Below are 16013 nucleotides of genomic sequence, written 5' to 3'. Positions count from 1 at the left end.
CCCGGGCTTGTGCCTAGAGTTGCGGCTAGTAGAACACGGCGCAAGCAACAAGAGGGGCAGTGATGGGCACGGCATTGATCGTCCTGGCCGCGGGCCGGGGCACGCGGATGAACTCGGACCTGCCGAAGGTCCTGCACGAGATCGGCCAGTCGCCGCTTCTCCATCATGCGATGGCGGCGGGCATGGCGCTCGAGCCGTCGCGGTTGATCGTGGTGGCGGGGCATGGCGCCGAAGCGGTCGAGCGCGCCGCGACCGACTTCGACGAGGGCATCGTGACGGTCCGCCAGGAAACCCAGGATGGCACCGGCCACGCCGTGATGCAGGCCCGCGCCGCGCTGGACGGCTTCTCCGGCGACGCGATCGTGCTCTATGGCGACACGCCCTTCATCCGGCCCGAAACGCTCGAGGCGATGCTCGCCGCGCGGGGCCGCGCCGATGTGGTGGTGCTTGGCTTCGAGGCGGCCGATCCGGGCCGCTATGGCCGGCTCGTCACGCAAGGCGACAGGCTCGAGCGGATCGTCGAGTTCAAGGACGCCGATGACGCCACCCGCGCCATCACCCTGTGCAATTCCGGCGTGATCGCCGCGGATCGCGAGACGCTGTTCTCCCTGCTCGACCGGGTGACCAACGACAACGCCTCGGGCGAGTACTACCTGACCGACATCGTCGGGCTGGCGCGCGAAGCCGGGCTCACCGCCGAAGTCGTACGTTGCGACGAGGCCGAAACGCTGGGCATCAACACCCGTGCCGAGCTGGCCGCCGCCGAGGCGGCGTTTCAGTCGCGTCGCCGCCTTGAGGCCATGGAGGACGGTGTCACCCTTCTCGCCCCCGAAACCGTCACCTTCGCCCGCGACACGGTGGTCGGCCGCGATACGGTGATCGAGCCCAATGTCGTGTTTGGCCCGAATGTCACGATCGAGAGCGGCGCCAAGATCCGCGCGTTCTCGCATCTCGAGGGATGCCACGTCTCGCGCGGTGCCACCGTCGGCCCCTTTGCCCGGCTGCGTCCCGGCGCCGAGCTGGCCGAGGACGTCCATGTCGGCAACTTCGTCGAGATCAAGAACGCGCAGGTCGGCACCGGCGCCAAGGTCAATCACCTGACCTATCTCGGCGACGCGGATATCGGTGCCGGCACCAATATCGGCGCCGGCACCATTACCTGCAATTACGACGGCGTGTTCAAGCACCGCACCACCATCGGACGCGACGCCTTCATCGGCTCGAACACCATGCTGGTGGCGCCGGTGACGCTGGGCGACGGCGCGATGACCGCCACCGGCACGGTGGTGACCCATAACGTGCCGGCGGGCGACATGGCCGTGGGGCGTGCCAAGCAGACCAACAAGCCGGGTTTCGCCACCCGGTTCTTCGAAAAACTGCGCGCCGCCAAGGCCGCCAAGTCGAAAGGCGAATGAAATGTGCGGAATCGTAGGCGTTCTGGGCAGCCACGAGGTTGCGCCCATCCTGGTCGAGGCGCTGGGTCGGCTCGAATATCGTGGCTATGACAGCGCCGGCATCGCCACTGTGCATGAGGGCCAACTCGACCGCCGCCGCGCCGTGGGCAAGCTGGTGAATCTGTCAGACAAGCTGGTCCGCGAGCCCCTGCGTGGGTTTGCCGGGATCGGCCACACCCGCTGGGCCACCCATGGCGCGCCGACCGAGGCCAACGCCCATCCGCATGCCGGGCCGCGCGTGGCGGTGGTCCATAACGGCATCATCGAGAACTTCCGCGAACTGCGCGCCGAACTGGCGGTCGAAGGGATCGAGACCCGCACCGACACCGACACCGAAACGGTGGCGCTGCTGTGCCAGCTCTTCCTCGACCGGCAGATGACGCCCCGCGCCGCGACAGAGGCGACCATCGCCCGGCTGACCGGGGCCTACGCGCTGTGCTTCCTCTTCGAGGACGAGCCCGACCTGCTGATCGCCGCGCGCAAGGGCAGCCCGCTGGCGGTGGGCCATGGCGAAGGCGAGATGTTCGTGGGCTCGGACGCGATCGCGCTCGGCAACCTCACCGACCGGATCACCTATCTCGAGGAAGGCGACCGGGCCGAGGTGACGCGCGCGGGCGCAGTGATCTTCGACGCGCAGGGCCGCCAGGTCACGCGTCCGGAAAAGCGGATCGCGCAGGCGGCCGCGCAGGTCGACAAGGCCGGTCACAAGCACTTCATGTCCAAGGAGATCGCCGAGCAGCCCCGCGTGCTGGCCGAGGCGCTGCGGCACTACCTGACCCCGGAGGGCGGCATCACCCTGCCCGAGCCGGGAATCGACTTCACCGCGATCGACCGGCTGACGCTGGTCGCCTGTGGCACCGCCTTCTACGCCTGCAACGTCGCGAAATACTGGTTCGAGCAGGTAGCAAAGCTTCCCGTGGAAATCGACGTCGCCTCGGAGTTCCGTTACCGCGAGCCGCCGATCCCGGCGCGCTCTGCCGCGCTGTTCGTCAGCCAGTCGGGCGAGACCGCCGACACGCTGGCGGCGCTGCGCTACGCCAGGGGACAGGCCGACAGCATCCTGTCGGTGGTCAACGTCACCGAAAGCTCGATCGCGCGCGACAGCGACATCGCGCTGCCGATCCTCGCGGGCGCCGAGATCGGCGTCGCATCGACCAAGGCCTTCACCTGCCAGCTTCTGGTTCTGGGCATGCTGGCACTCGAGGCAGCGCGGCAGCGGGGCACGCTCGATGCGGCCGAACTGGCGGCGCATGTCCGCGGCCTGCGTGAACTGCCGGCCCTGATCGAGCAGGGGCTGAGCATCGAAGCGGAGTGCCAGCGTGTCGCGCGGGGGCTCTCCGAGGCACGCGACATCCTGTTCCTCGGGCGTGGCCGGATGTTCCCGCTCGCGCTGGAAGGCGCGCTGAAACTTAAGGAAATCAGCTACATCCACGCCGAAGCTTATGCGTCTGGCGAGCTGAAGCACGGCCCGATCGCGCTCGTCGACGAGCATGTGCCGGTGATCGTCATGGCGCCGCATGACGAGCTGTTCGACAAGACCGTGTCGAACATGCAGGAGGTCATGGCGCGCGGCGGCAAGGTGCTGCTGATCACCGACGCCAAGGGTGCGCAGGTCGCGGCCGAGGGTGCCTGGGAGGTCATCACCCTGCCCGAGATCGATCCGCTCTGGGCACCGATCCTCTACGCGCTGCCGGCGCAGCTTCTGGCCTACCACACCGCCGTGGCCAAGGGCACCGACGTGGACCAGCCACGCAACCTCGCCAAATCCGTCACCGTCGAGTGACATGCAGAGGGGGCCGCAACGGCCCCCTTTTCCATTCTCACTAATGCGGCATCGCACGTCGCCAGTGTTCAGCCGCTGTAGACCGTCAGTTCCGGCAGCGAGGTCAGCGGCACTTCGAGCAGCCGCATCGCCGGCAGGCTGATTTCGCTGCCCGATCCGGCGGCCCCGCCCGAGGGGCGCAGCTCGAGCTTCACCGATTTCCCGTTCGCCGCCTCGACGCGGCCCTGGGTCACGCTGCTCACCAGCGGGGTCTCGATCCACAGTCCCGGATCGGTTGGCGCGCCGAGCGAGGCGATGGTGGTGCCGAGCCGCCTTTCGGCCGCGGGTTCGGGGGTAGCAGTCGCCGCGGCGCGCTGCTCGGCCGTGGTGGTGTCGAGCGCCTCGGCGCTGGCCCCGCCAGCGGGCGGCGGAGGTGGCGCCGGCGCGGCGGTGGGTGCTGGCTGGGCGGCCGGGGCCGGCGCGGTCACCGAAGGCGCCTCGGCCGGGGCGGCAGCCTGTTGCAGCTCGGCGCAGGCCGAGAGCAGGCCAAGCGCGGTGAGGGCGGAGGGGATGATGAGGCGTGTCATGCGCCAAGGATAGCGGCCCGCCCCTCACCGGCAAGTGCGGCTCGCCCGCTTGCTTTCATACCGGCCCCCGCCTAGTTTCCCGACATGACAGCAGTCTCCGACCACGCCCTGACGGCGCCCCTGATCGACCCCTTCGCGCGGGCCATCCGATACCTGCGCGTCTCGGTGACGGATCGCTGCGATTTCCGTTGTGTCTACTGCATGTCCGAGAAGATGCAGTTCCTGCCCAAGGCCGATCTGCTGACGCTGGAAGAGCTCGACCGGCTCTGCTCGGCCTTCGTGCGCCTCGGTGTGGAGAAGCTGCGCATCACCGGCGGGGAACCGCTGGTGCGCCGCAACATCATGCAGTTCTTCCGCTCCATGACGCGCCATCTCGACAGCGGGGCGCTCAAGGAGCTGACGCTGACCACCAATGGCAGCCAGCTGGGCAAGTATGCCGAGGAGCTTTTTGCCGCCGGGGTGCGGCGGGTGAACGTCTCGCTCGATACGCTCGACGAGGCCAAGTTCGCCCGTGTCACCCGCTGGGGCCGGCTGCCGCAGGTGCTCGAGGGCATCGACGCGGCGCTTGCTGCCGGGATCAAGGTCAAGATCAACACCGTCGCGCTCAAGGGCTTCAACGAGGACGAGCTCTTCACCCTCACCGAGTTCTGCGCCGCGCGCGGCATGGACCTGACCTTCATCGAGGTCATGCCGATGGGCGATATCGGCAACGAGGATCGGATCGGTCAGTACTGGAACCTGCGCGAACTGCGCGACACGCTCGGCACCCGCTACACGTTGCACGACCTGCCCGATCGGACCGGTGGTCCGGCGCGCTACGTGCGGCTGGGCGAGACGCGCCAGAGGGTGGGCTTCATCACACCGATGAGCCACAATTTCTGCGAAAGCTGCAACCGGGTCAGGATCACCTGCACCGGCGAGATCTATACCTGCCTCGGGCAGGAGGGACATTCCGACCTGCGCGGTCCGCTCCGGGCCAGCGAAGGCGATCCCGCCCTCGAAGCGGCGATCCGCGATGCGATCGCGCTCAAGCCCAAGGGCCATGATTTCGACTATTCGCGCCAGACCGTCGAGGGCCGGGTCAGCCGCCACATGAGCCATACCGGCGGATGACCGCTGCGCCTTGGCCGCTCAGGCTGTGGCTCGGGGGATCCCGCGCCCTTCCCCGTCTCGCCGAGATTGCGCTGGCGCGTCGCGTGCATCGCGGTCAGTCGTCTGCCCCGGCCCGGTTGGCCGAACGCCTTGGCAAAGCTACCCTGCCCCGTCCCGAAGGACGGCTGGTCTGGATCAACGCGGCCTCCGTGGGGGAGGTCGCCTCCGTGGCCGATCTGGCGCATGATCTGCAGGCCCGGGGCTACACGGTCTTGATGACCACGACGACGACCACGGGGGGCGTGCGGGCGCGGCGGATCGACGGCGTGCTGCACCAGTACCAGCCGCTCGACACGGCGCGGTCGACGCGGCGTTTCCTCGACCACTGGACCCCGGACCTCGCCTGCTTCGTTGAAGGCGACCTCTGGCCCCGCCTGCTCGCTGAGACCGAGCGCCGCCGGATTCCGCTCGCTTTGCTCAACGCGCGCCCGTCGCGCTCGCGCAGTCGTGCGCCAAAGAGCACGGCGGCCTTGTTGCAGGTGTTCGACCTCGTGACCGCGCAGACGCCGGCCGTGCGCGACGAGATCGTGGCGTTGGGGCTGCCCGCCGCACGCGTCCTTGCCCCCGGCGACCTCAAGGCCGCCGCAGCCCCCCTGCCCGCCGATCCCGACCGGCTCACCGCGCTTCGAAGCGATCTCGGGCCTGCCCCCCGCTGGGCCGCCGTTTCGACCCATGGCGAGGATGAGGGCCCGGTCATCGCCGCGCATCTCGCGGCCCGGAAGCGCCATGGCGGCCTGCGGCTGATCCTCGCGCCGCGGCATCCCGACCGGGCCGACGCGGTGGCGCGCGCCCTTGCGGCGACCGGGTTGGAGGTCGCGCGAGGCGATAGACCCGGCGAGGCCGAGGTCTGGCTGGTTGACCGGCTGGGCGAGACAGGTGCGATCTTCCGGATTGCCCCTTTGGTGTTTCTCGGCGGCTCCTTCGGTCCGCAAGGCGGCCACAACCCTTGGGAGCCGGCAGTGCTGGGCGCAGCCCTGCTGCACGGCCCGCATGTCGCCAACGCCGCCGAGGCCCATGCCGCGCTCGACGCGGCGGGGGCGGCGCGCATGGTCGCGGATGGCGAGGCGCTGGGCGACGCGGTCGCGACGCTGCTCGGCAGCCCGGCGCTCGACGAGATGCGGACCGCCGCGGGCCGGGTCATGGCCGATCGCGGTCAGGCCCGACCACGAACCCTCGCCGCCTTGATCGGGCTGATGGACGCCACGACCCCGAACGGAGGCACGAGGTGACCCTGAACGCCGTGATCCTCAACGACACCTCGACCCGTTATCACCATGGCTGTTCGCGGGTGATGCGGCTGCTGATCGAAGGGCTGCAGCGGCACGGCCTGACGGTCACGGCCCGCAGCCCGGCCCGACACGATTGGGCCCGGGACGAGGCGTTCCTGACGGCCATGCGCGAGGCGGACGTCATCGTCGTCAACGGTGAGGGGACGCTGCATCACGGTCGGCCTCTCGGTGCCCGGCTGCTCGACGTGGCGATGCACGAGGCGCGCGGTACGACGCCGCTCGTTCTGGTCAATGCGTTGTGGCAGGACAATCCCGAGGACTGGTCCCGCCCGCTGGCCCGCTTCGACCTCGTCGCCGCGCGCGACAGCGTCAGCGCCGAGGCGATGGCCCAAGTCACCCGCCGCGACGTGCGCTGGTTGCCCGATCTGTCGCTCTCGGCCCCCGCCGAAGTCACCGCGGCCGAGCGCCACGGCGTGATGATCGGCGACAGCGTGAAACCGGGGCCCCGCAGGGCGCTGGGACGGGTGGCGAAGGATTGTCCCGACGCTGTTCTCGTCCCGACCAAGACGCTCGCCGCGCCGATCTGGCGCAACGGCGCGGTGCGCGCAGCATTGGCGGCCGCATGGTATGGCGGGTTCGGATTGCCGCGCCTCGAGATGCCCGCGAACGAGTTTGCCTATCTCGACCGCATCGCCCGATCGCGTCTGCATCTCACCGGTCGCTTCCACGCGGTCTGCCTCTCGATGCTGACCGAGACGCCCTTTCTTGCGCTCGGCTCCAACGCCTCCAAGATCGAGCGGTTGCTGTCGGATGCGGGACTGGGGACGGAGCGGCTGGTCCCACCCGACCATCTCGACACGAACGATCGGCCCTTCAATGCGGGCGAGCTCGAGCGGATCCGCGCGTTTCGCGACAGAGCCGCGCGCGATGCCGAGGCCCTCTATGCCGATATCGCGGCGCTGGCGCGGGGGGCGGCATGAACCGGCTGGTGTTCGAGATCGCCAAGCGGCGGGGCGACGAGGCTCGGCTGTCACGGCTGGGACTGCCAGAGACCGGTCTGCTGGAGCGGCTCGCGGGACGGCGCGTGGCGCTGGTCGGGAATGCACGTTCGCTGGCAGAGAAGGTGCAAGGCGCCGAGATCGACGCAGCCGACATCGTGATCCGGCTCAACGCCGCGCCGATGCCCGAGCCCGCCTCGCATGGTCGCCGCACCGACTGGCTCGCCATGTCGATCCCGGTCCCGGACGAGGTGATCGCCGCGCGCGACCCCGAATTGCTGCTGTGGATGACCCCCAAGCGCAAGCGCATGCCTTGGCGCGTGGCGCGTGCGTCGGGCTTTGCGATGCTGCCCGCCGCGCGTGCCGACGCGCTCAGGGCTGCCTTGGGCGCGCGGCCGACCACCGGCATGCTCGCCATCGACCTACTTGCGCGCTCAGAGCTGGCGCAGGCGCGGCTGTATGGCTTCGACTTCTTCGCCTCGAAATCGCTCTCGGGCGGGCGTGGTGCCGCCGATGTCCCGCATGATTTCGCGGCCGAGCGGGATCGGGTCGCGGCGCTGATCGCCGACGACCCGCGTTTCACCCTGGCCTGAGGTCAGGCCGCCGGCATCCGGCGTTCGACGACGCCGGCCCACCACGAACATCCCGCCGGGATCGCCTCGTCGGAGAAGTCGTATTCCGGATGGTGCACCGAGGCCGTGTCGCCGTTGCCGACGAGAATGTAGGCGCCGGGCCGCTCTTCGAGCATGTAGGCGAAATCCTCGCCCCCCATCACCAACGGCGCCTCGGCACAGTCGCCCGAGATCTCACGCGCGACCTCGGCCGCGAACTCGGTCTCGTCGGGATGGTTGATCATCACCGGGTAGCCCTTGATGTAGTTCACCTTGGCCTCGGCCCCATAGGCCCGCGCCGTGGTCTCGGCGATGGCCGTCAGCCGCTCCTGTCCCAGCTTGCGCAGCTCGGGCGACATGGTGCGGACCGTGCCCTTCATCTGCACCCGCTGGGCGATCACGTTGAACGCCTTGGACGATGTCTCGAAGGAGGTCACCGACACCACCATCTGCTCGGTCGGATCGGCGTTGCGGCTCGCGATCGACTGCAGCGCCAGCACGATATGCGAGGCGACGAGCGTCGAATCCACCGTTTCGTGCGGCTTGGCCGCATGGCCGCCCCGGCCTTCGACGGTGATCTCGAACTGGTCGGTCGAGGCGAAGAAGGCGCCGGGCCGGATCGCGAACTGCCCGAGCGGGATGCCAGGCCAGTTGTGCATGCCATAGACCTCCTGGATGCCGAAGCGCTCCATCAGCCCGTCGGCGCACATCTCGCGGCCACCGCCGCCGCCCTCCTCGGCGGGCTGGAAGATCACCACGACAGTGCCGTTGAAATTGCGGGTTTCGGCGAGGTACTTCGCCGCGCCCAGCAGCATCGCGGTGTGCCCGTCATGGCCGCAGGCATGCATCGCGCCGGGCGTCTTAGACGCATAGTCGCGGCCGGTCTGCTCGTGGATCGGCAGGGCATCCATGTCTGCCCTGAGCCCGATCACCTTGCCCGACGCGGTCGAGCGGCCTCTGATCACGCCGACCACGCCTGTCCGACCCAGCCCCTCGGCCACGTCGTCGCAGCCGAAGGCGCGCAGCTTTTCCGCCACGATCCCCGAGGTGCGGTGCGTCTCGTAGAGGATCTCGGGGTTCTCGTGCAGGTCGCGCCGCCAGGCGGTGATTTCGGGAAGAAGCTCGGCGAAGCGGTTCTTGATCGGCATGATGCGTCCTTCGGGCCTATCGGGTGCGGCCCGAGACTGCGCCCAAGCGGCGCGCTGTGCAAGCCGATGCCGGCGCTGCCGCGCGGTCAGGCGCGCCAGTGCTCTGCCACCCAGGGTGCGGGACGGATGTAGTGCCGCAGGTAGCGCAGCGGCTTGTCCTGCCGCACCTCCGAGAACAGGCCACGCAGATGCTCGCCGGCGCTGTCGGGCGCATAGGGTGGGTAATGCCCGTCGATGGCGTGGCTGGGATGCAGCCCGCCGGGAAAGATCACGATGCGCGCGTCGCGCGGCAGCTTGGGGGCGGCCACGTAGTTGAGGGGGAACGGCCGGCGGCAATGCATGCGGAAATGCCGGACCCAGGCGTTGGGAAAGAGCTTGGCCCCGCCCGGCGCGTTGCGGGTCACGAAGCGCTGCTCGAAGCGGTACTCGTCGGCGATGCCTTGCGGATCTGCGCGGAACCGTTCCTGCAGCGGCAGGAGCCCGCCCACCGGAAAGCGAAACACCGAGGTCTGGCCCAGCTTTTCGAGCGGCGTGTTCGGGTTGCGCGACAGGATCACGTCCTGCGGATCGCCATAGGTGAAGAAGTCGTCGAGCGAGCCGGTGATGACGAGGTCGAGATCGAGAAACAGCACCGGACCGGTCAGGTCTCCCAGCCTCGGTCCCCAGAGCCGCGACTTGGGCCAGATGCCCTTGGAGTTCTTCGGCATCTCCACGTCGATCGGCGGCAGGTCCTGGCAATCCACCTCGGGGCGGATGCCCTCGCGGTTGTCGGTGAAGCAGGTGAAGCTGAAGGGCGGCGTGATGTTACGTGCCACCATGCCGTAGAGCCGGTTGATGAAGGGCGCGCCGTATTTGGTGCCCCAGTTGATGCAGATCACCTGCTTGATCATCGCTCGCCCCCATCAATTGCCGCGCCTGTCTAGCGTGGCAAGCCCATGGCGGCCAGCCGGGTCAGTGCAGGCCGCGGCGGATCCGGCGGAGCATCAGCGCCACCATCGCCACGACCGGCAGCACCAGCGCCGCGGTCAGCGCCGTCTTGTCGAGCCCCATGGGATAGGCCAGCGGCGCCAGCAGGTAGGTGGCGAGGCTCACCGCGTAGTAGCTGATCGCCACCACGCTGAGCCCCTCGACCGTGTGCTGCAGTCTGAGCTGCGCATCGGCGCGGCGGTCCATCGAGGCCAGCAGCGCCTGGTTCTGGGCGGAGCGTTCGACATCGACCCGCGTGCGCAGCAGATCGCCCGCCCGCGCTGCCCGCTCCGACATCACGGCGAGGCGTCGGTCGGTCGATTCGACCGTGCGCATCGCCGGGTCGAAACGTCGCATCATGAACTCCGCAAAGGTCTGCCGCCCGCCGAAGCGCGACTCGCGCAGCACACTGATGCGCTGGTTCACCAGTGTCTCGTAGGCCCGCGTCGCGCCGCTGCGGAAGCCCGACTGCGCGCGCAGCTTCTCGAGCTCGGCCGACACCTCGAGCAGCACCGCAAGCGTCTCGGCCGGATCCCCCGGCCCGCCCGCCATCTCCGCCACCAGATCCGACAGCCGGGTTTCCAGCGCACCGATCCGCCCACCCATGCCGCGCGCCTGCGCGAGGCCGAGCATCGCCATGGTCTTGTAGGTCTCGATCTCGCAGAGCCGCTGCACGACTCGGCCGATCCGTCGCTCGCCCGTGCCGGGCCGGGCAAAGACCGCGAAGCGCATGTGCCCGGCCGAATCTATCCGGAAATCGCCGGCGACGATCAGCTGGTCGTCGAGCACCCGCGCCATCGCCATGCTCTCGGCCACGAACCACGCCTCCGCCCGCCGGGCGATCTCCTCCTCGCCCGCCGCGAGCTCCACCCGGACCAGCGCCGAGGTCAGGCGGCGGCCCGGCGCGCGTGCCAGCCAGTCGGAGGGAAAGCCCGACAGCCCCTCGCGGAACGGCGGCTCGGAGGGGCCGTCGCTCAGGATCATGTAGCTGACGAACTCGGTATGGCTTTCCCATTTCAGCCGGTGCCGGCCGATCTGCCCGGACCAATGGGTGGCGCCGGGCTGCGGATGCGGCGCGCCGAACCAATCCAAGAGCGCCAGCAGATGCGCGCGTTCGGCCTCGGTGTCGCGCGGTTGTCCCTCGGCCGGGCCAATAGCGAGAAAGGCCGCCTGCCCCGGCGCGCCGAGGCTGGGAAAGGGCCGGGCGTGCAGCTCGTTCGCCAGTTCCTGGCGCAGCGGGTGGTCGGCGAGGGTCATGGTGGCTCCGGCTTGACGTCGGGGGAGGATGGCCGGGCGCGACGGCACTGTAAACAGGGGAAAAGGTCGCATGAACAGCGGCTTGGCGCATGCGTTCGCATACCGCGTCCGGGTTGTGCATGCGGGGCGGTTTTCGCCGCGCCGTCACGCGCCCATATCAGCATCGACGCAGGAGCCATGACATGCAGAAGTTTTCCCTACTCGATCTCGCCCCGGTGACCGAAGACGAGACGCCGGCGCAGGCTTTGGCCCATGCCGCCGACCTTGCCCGCCACGCCGAGGCGCTGGGCTATCACCGCTACTGGCTGGCCGAGCATCACAACATGCCCGGCATCGCCTCGGCCGCGACCGCGGTGGTGATCGGCCATGTCGCGCAGGCCACCTCGACCATTCGCGTGGGCGCGGGCGGCATCATGCTGCCCAACCACGCGCCGCTGATCGTGGCCGAGCAGTTCGGCACGCTCGACGCGCTGCACCCGGGCCGGATCGACCTCGGGCTGGGCCGCGCGCCCGGCACCGACGGGGCGACGGCGCAGGCGCTGCGCCGCTACCACCAGTCGGCGGACGCCTTCCCGCAGGACGTGGTCGAGCTGATGGGCTACCTTGACGACGACGCGGGCCAAGGCCCGGTCCGCGCGGTGCCGGGCATGGGCTCGCATCTGCCGGTATGGATCCTCGGCTCCTCGACCTTCGGAGCGCAGCTCGCCGCCTATCTCGGCCTGCCCTACGCCTTTGCCAGCCATTTCGCGCCGCAGATGCTGGAGGCCGCGATTCAGGCCTATCGCGAGGGGTTCCGCCCGTCGGAGCGGCTGGAGAAGCCCTATTTCATGATGGCCGCCGGCCTGCACGCCGCCGATACGGACGAAGAGGCGCGTTATTACCGCTCCTCGCAGATCCTGTCCTTCGCGCGGCTCAGGACCGGGACGCCGGGCCGCCTCTCCCGCCCGGTCGAGAACGTCGCCGACCACGTTCCGGCCAGCGCCATTCCCGGTGCCGAAGCGGCGCTTTCGGTCTCGGCCACCGGCAGCCGGGACACGGTCCGTCGGCAGCTGCGCGAGATCATCGAGCGCTATCGGCCGGACGAGCTGATGCTCACCGGCATGATGTTCGACCCTGAGGCACGCAAGCGCAGCTTCGAGATCGGCGCCGAGGTGCTCTCCGACATGAAAACGCCCGCCATGGCCTGAGGGCCATGGCGGGCGGAGACCTGTTCGGGAATGCAGCCCCGTGGGTCGTCAACCGGGCGGCAGCGCCGCCCGGTATCTCTCAGAGGATGACCACGTCCAGCGGCGGGAAGCCATTGAAGCAGACCGAGGAATAGGTCGAGGTGTAGGCCCCGGTGTTGCGGATCAGCACCCGGTCGCCCGATTTGAGGCCGAGCGGCAGGTTCATCGGGCGCTTCTCGTAGAGCACGTCGGCGCTGTCACAGGACGGACCGGCGAGGATGCAAGGCCCGGTGGCCTCGCCGTCATGCGGGGTCACGAACTGGTAGCGGATCGCCTCGCCCTCGGTCTCTGCCAGGCCGGAGAAGCGGCCGATCGACAGATAGACCCAGCGGTGCAGGTCCCGGTCCGACTTGCGCGAGGTCAGCATCACCTCGCAGGCGATCACCCCCGCCTCGGCCACCATGCCGCGGCCGGGTTCGGCCATGATGCGCTGGGCTCCCGGGAAACGCGCTTCCACGAGCGCCATCACCGCGGCGGCATATTCCGTCGGCGCCTGGATTTCCTCGCCGTAGAAGGCCGGGAAACCACCGCCGATGTTCAGAAGCTGCAGCCGGTGGCCGGCCTCCTGCGCGGCGGTCCAGATGCGCGACAGCTCGTCGAGGACCGGCACCCACATCTCGGCATGACGGGTCTGCGATCCGACATGGAACGAGAAGCCCAGCGGCTCGAGACCCAGCTCGGTCGCCCGGTCGAGCAGCTTGAGCGCGGTGTCGCGGTCGCAGCCGAACTTGCGAGTCAGCGGCCAGTCGGCCGAAGACGTCTCGACGATCAGGCGGACATAGACCTGCGCGCCCGGTGCGTGCTCGGCGATCTTCTCCAGCTCTTCCTCGGCATCGACCGCGAACATGCGGATGCCGGCGCCATAGGCGAAGGCGATGTCGGAGACGCGCTTGATGGTGTTGCCGAAGGAGACATGCTCGGGCCGCGCGCCCTGGCTCAGGCACAGTTCGATCTCGGCGCGCGAGGCGGCGTCGAAATGCGAGCCGAGCTGCACCAGCCGCTCGATGATGGCGGGATGCGGGTTGGCCTTCACCGCGTAGTGGATGTCGGCGCGGCCGAGGCCAGCTTTCAGCGCCTCGAACTGGGTCTCCACGCGGTTGACGTCGATCACCAGCGTCGGCCGGTCGAATTCGGCGGTCGCGGCATAGGCTTCGAGGCGATTGGCAACGGCGAAGGAGGGGGCGCTGGCGCCCGCGACATATGCAGTCATGTGCATCTCCGATAGACTGACGGGAGCCCCGAAAGGCCGGCGGTTCCAAGGGAGACGTTACCGTCGCTGCATAAACGCGTGCTGGGTCTGTGCGTAGGCCCCCCGTGGGGAGGCTTGCGTCCAGGCGTGGCCAGAGGCGCGTGCGTTGGCGTCTTGCGGGGGCATTTGGGATAAACGCCGAGTCGGATCAAGAGCGAATTCCGACCCGAGGGGGTATTTTTCCCAGCCCGGTTTTCTTTCCGCCCCCTCCCGTCCTAGGGAGGCCGCACGTATCCGGAGATCTGCCATGCCGCGCCTCGTCCTGTTCAACAAGCCGATGAACGTGCTGTCGCAGTTCACCGATGCCAAGAGCCCGAGCCCACGCGCCACGCTGTCAGACTTCATCGACCGGCCCGGCATCTATCCCGCCGGACGGCTGGATCGCGATAGCGAGGGGCTGCTGCTGCTCACCGATGACGGGCGGCTGCAGGCGCGGATCTCCGACCCGAAGCACAAGATGGAGAAGACCTATCTCGTGCAGGTCGAGGGCGCGCCGACCGAGGCCGATCTCGAACCGCTCCGGCGCGGCCTGACGCTCAAGGACGGGCCGACAAAGCCCGCCCGCGCTCGGCTGATCGCGCCACCCGCCCTGTGGGAGCGCGACCCGCCGGTGCGGTTTCGCAAATCGGTGCCCGACGCCTGGATCGAGATCGCCATCCGCGAGGGGCGCAACCGCCAGGTCCGCCGCATGACCGCCGCTGCCGGCTTCCCGACGCTGCGGCTCGTGCGCTGGCGCATCGGCGACTGGGCGCTCGACGGGCTGGCGCCGGGAGAATGGCGCGAGATCGACGCCTGAGCCGTGTAGGGCCGAACGGCGGCCCGCCTGTGCGGGATGCGATGAAGGGCTTAGCTCGCCGGCTGCCACAGCTCGATCGGGTTGCCTTCGGGGTCGTGGATACGCGCAAAGCGGCCTATCTCGCTGTCCCATTCGTCGCGGCGCTCGACCGCGATGCCCGCCGCGTCGAGCTGCGCCACCATCGCGTCGAGATCGGCGACACGGAAATTGATCATCCATTGCTGCTCGGACCGGCCGAAATAGTCCGTCTCCTGCGCGAAGGGCATCAACACGGTGGGCCCGGCTTCCTGCCGCCAGATCGAAGGCCCCGGACCCTCGATGCCCAGATGGTCGAGATACCATTTCGCGAGCGCCTCCGGGTCCCGGGCCCGAAAGAACACGCCGCCGATACCGGTCACCTTTTCCATCGTCTCGCTCCCTTTCCGCCCCGGGAAGCCTAGCACATCCTCAGCGGGTCGGCGTCCGGCTTCGCCCCGGTCGCTCCGGCCGCCCCGGCTTCCAGGTGGCAAAGGTTACCATCAGGGCCGCCCCGGTAATCGCCGCCACGCCCATGAGGCCAAGCCCATCCGGCATCACGCCGAACAGCACCGCGTCGAAGCCGAGCGCCCAGACCAGCCCGGTGAAATCGAACGGCGCCAGCACGCCAACCGGCGCCCGGGCCACCGCCTCGGTCGCCGCGACATGCGCCAGCCCGCCGGTCAGCCCCGCGCCGATCAGCCAGGGCAGCATCTGTGTCGAAGGCATCTCCCAGCCGAAGGGCAGCGTCGCCAACCCCGCCAGCGCCGAGACGGCGGCAAACCAGAAAGCGATGGTCGACGGGCGCTCGCTCACTGTCATCGACTTGATATGCACCCGCACGAAGGCCATCGTCACGGCGTAGCCCAGCCCTGCCGCGACGCCGATCAACGCGCCCTGCCCCGGCGCCTCGAGCGCCGCGCCGAGCATCGCTATGACTCCGGCAAAGCCGAGGCAGGCAGCGCCCCAGACCATCGGCCCGATCCGCTCGCCGAGCAGGAGCGCCGCCAGCGGCAAGGTCAGCACCGGGGCGAGGTATCCCAGCGCCTGCGCATTGGCGACCGGCAGGTAGGCGAGCGAGACGAAGGACAGCGCCATCGACAGCGCCCCGAACAGGCTGCGCGTCAGGTGCAGGCCGGGGCGGCGGGTGGCGATGGCGGCGGGAAACTCGCGGCACAGCGCCATGTAGGCGCAGATCGGGACCAGCGCCACGGCCGAGCGCCAGAACACGATCTGGCCGAGCCCGACCTCGCGCGTCGCCACCGCCACCATCGCCGACATCGCGGTGATGAGGAACGCCGCGAGCAGCCGCAGGCCGATGCCGTGCAAAGGGCTATTCGTCATGCGGCGACACTCGCCCAGAGCGTGCACCCCTGCAACGCAAAAGGCCCCGCGCGGGGCGGGGCCTTCCTGTGATCCGGGCCGGGATCAGGCGATCTTGGCCAGCAGTTCGTCGAGCGATTTCTTGGCGTCGCCGTAGAACATGCGTGTGTTGTCCTTGAAGAAGAGGGGGTTTTCGATGCCGGAGTAGCCGGTGCCCTGGCCGCGCTTGGAGACGAAGAC

The 16013-nt window shown here is 69.2% G+C and carries 16 protein-coding genes; 8 read left to right on the top strand and 8 right to left on the bottom strand.

Annotated features, from left to right (window positions below):
• Window positions 1-62 precede the first annotated feature (62 nt).
• Window positions 63-1415 (top strand): bifunctional UDP-N-acetylglucosamine diphosphorylase/glucosamine-1-phosphate N-acetyltransferase GlmU, encoded by a 1353-nt coding sequence (gene glmU / locus FHS00_RS13925; RefSeq protein ID WP_183474696.1) that lies wholly within the window; start codon window positions 63-65, stop codon window positions 1413-1415.
• Between the two features lies 1 nt (window position 1416).
• Window positions 1417-3237 (top strand): glutamine--fructose-6-phosphate transaminase (isomerizing), encoded by a 1821-nt coding sequence (gene glmS, locus FHS00_RS13920; protein ID WP_183474695.1) that lies wholly within the window; start codon window positions 1417-1419, stop codon window positions 3235-3237.
• A gap of 68 nt (window positions 3238-3305) precedes the next feature.
• Here glmS and FHS00_RS13915 read toward each other — a convergent pair whose 3' ends face one another.
• Entirely contained in the window at window positions 3306-3803 is a 498-nt protein-coding gene (locus tag FHS00_RS13915; protein WP_183474694.1) for a D-galactarate dehydratase, read from the bottom strand.
• 108 nt (window positions 3804-3911) lie between these two features.
• Here FHS00_RS13915 and moaA point away from each other — a divergent pair, with 108 nt between their 5' ends.
• From moaA to FHS00_RS13895, 4 genes are read left to right on the top strand one after another with little or no spacing between them, the layout of a single operon-like run.
• Complete coding sequence (gene moaA / locus FHS00_RS13910) at window positions 3912-4916, top strand: GTP 3',8-cyclase MoaA (RefSeq protein WP_183474776.1); 1005 nt, start codon at window positions 3912-3914, stop codon at window positions 4914-4916.
• On the top strand, window positions 4913-6184 hold the full coding sequence (locus FHS00_RS13905) for a 3-deoxy-D-manno-octulosonic acid transferase (protein WP_183474693.1): 1272 nt from the start codon (window positions 4913-4915) through the stop codon (window positions 6182-6184). The genes moaA and FHS00_RS13905 overlap by 4 nt, the downstream gene beginning before the upstream one ends.
• A complete protein-coding gene (locus tag FHS00_RS13900; RefSeq protein WP_183474692.1) occupies window positions 6181-7164 on the top strand; it encodes a polysaccharide pyruvyl transferase family protein in 984 nt (327 codons plus the stop codon). Before FHS00_RS13905 ends, FHS00_RS13900 begins: the two co-directional genes overlap by 4 nt.
• Window positions 7161-7775 carry a glycosyltransferase family 29 protein gene (locus tag FHS00_RS13895; RefSeq protein ID WP_183474691.1) on the top strand — a complete coding sequence of 205 codons (615 nt, stop codon included), beginning with the start codon at window positions 7161-7163 and terminating at the stop codon, window positions 7773-7775. Before FHS00_RS13900 ends, FHS00_RS13895 begins: the two co-directional genes overlap by 4 nt.
• 2 nt (window positions 7776-7777) lie before the next feature.
• Here FHS00_RS13895 and FHS00_RS13890 read toward each other — a convergent pair whose 3' ends face one another.
• The 3 genes from FHS00_RS13890 to FHS00_RS13880 form a co-directional block, all read right to left on the bottom strand.
• Window positions 7778-8941, bottom strand: a complete 1164-nt coding sequence (locus tag FHS00_RS13890) for a M20 aminoacylase family protein (RefSeq protein WP_183474690.1) — start codon at window positions 8939-8941, stop codon at window positions 7778-7780.
• A gap of 86 nt (window positions 8942-9027) precedes the next feature.
• Complete coding sequence (locus FHS00_RS13885; protein WP_183474689.1) at window positions 9028-9831, bottom strand: glycosyl transferase; 804 nt, start codon at window positions 9829-9831, stop codon at window positions 9028-9030.
• Window positions 9832-9892: 61 nt separating this feature from the next.
• Window positions 9893-11164: a DUF3422 family protein gene (locus tag FHS00_RS13880; RefSeq protein ID WP_183474688.1), complete on the bottom strand. Its 1272-nt coding sequence runs from the start codon at window positions 11162-11164 to the stop codon at window positions 9893-9895.
• 182 nt (window positions 11165-11346) lie between these two features.
• Between FHS00_RS13880 and FHS00_RS13875 the strand changes: the two genes are divergently transcribed.
• Window positions 11347-12351 (top strand): LLM class flavin-dependent oxidoreductase, encoded by a 1005-nt coding sequence (locus FHS00_RS13875; RefSeq protein ID WP_183474687.1) that lies wholly within the window; start codon window positions 11347-11349, stop codon window positions 12349-12351.
• Window positions 12352-12430: 79 nt separating this feature from the next.
• Here FHS00_RS13875 and FHS00_RS13870 read toward each other — a convergent pair whose 3' ends face one another.
• Window positions 12431-13600 (bottom strand): type III PLP-dependent enzyme, encoded by a 1170-nt coding sequence (locus FHS00_RS13870; protein ID WP_183474686.1) that lies wholly within the window; start codon window positions 13598-13600, stop codon window positions 12431-12433.
• A gap of 286 nt (window positions 13601-13886) precedes the next feature.
• Here FHS00_RS13870 and FHS00_RS13865 point away from each other — a divergent pair, with 286 nt between their 5' ends.
• Window positions 13887-14435, top strand: a complete 549-nt coding sequence (locus FHS00_RS13865; RefSeq protein WP_221188850.1) for a pseudouridine synthase — start codon at window positions 13887-13889, stop codon at window positions 14433-14435.
• A gap of 50 nt (window positions 14436-14485) precedes the next feature.
• Here the strand turns inward: FHS00_RS13865 and FHS00_RS13860 are convergent, their stop codons facing one another.
• The 3 genes from FHS00_RS13860 to FHS00_RS13850 all read right to left on the bottom strand — a co-directional run.
• The gene (locus FHS00_RS13860; protein WP_183474685.1) at window positions 14486-14842 is read right to left on the bottom strand and encodes a VOC family protein; all 357 of its coding nucleotides are present in this window, start codon (window positions 14840-14842) and stop codon (window positions 14486-14488) included.
• A gap of 40 nt (window positions 14843-14882) precedes the next feature.
• Window positions 14883-15794, bottom strand: coding sequence for a DMT family transporter (locus FHS00_RS13855; RefSeq protein WP_246391344.1), 912 nt, complete (start codon window positions 15792-15794; stop codon window positions 14883-14885).
• A gap of 84 nt (window positions 15795-15878) precedes the next feature.
• Window positions 15879-16013 (bottom strand): NAD(P)(+) transhydrogenase (Re/Si-specific) subunit beta (locus FHS00_RS13850; protein WP_183474684.1); only part of this gene is annotated, 135 nt, incomplete at its 5' end.

This window comes from Limimaricola variabilis, from assembly GCF_014195545.1.
Classification (GTDB): Bacteria; Pseudomonadota; Alphaproteobacteria; order Rhodobacterales; family Rhodobacteraceae; genus Limimaricola; species Limimaricola variabilis.
This window is presented reverse-complemented; position numbering and strand designations above follow the sequence as displayed.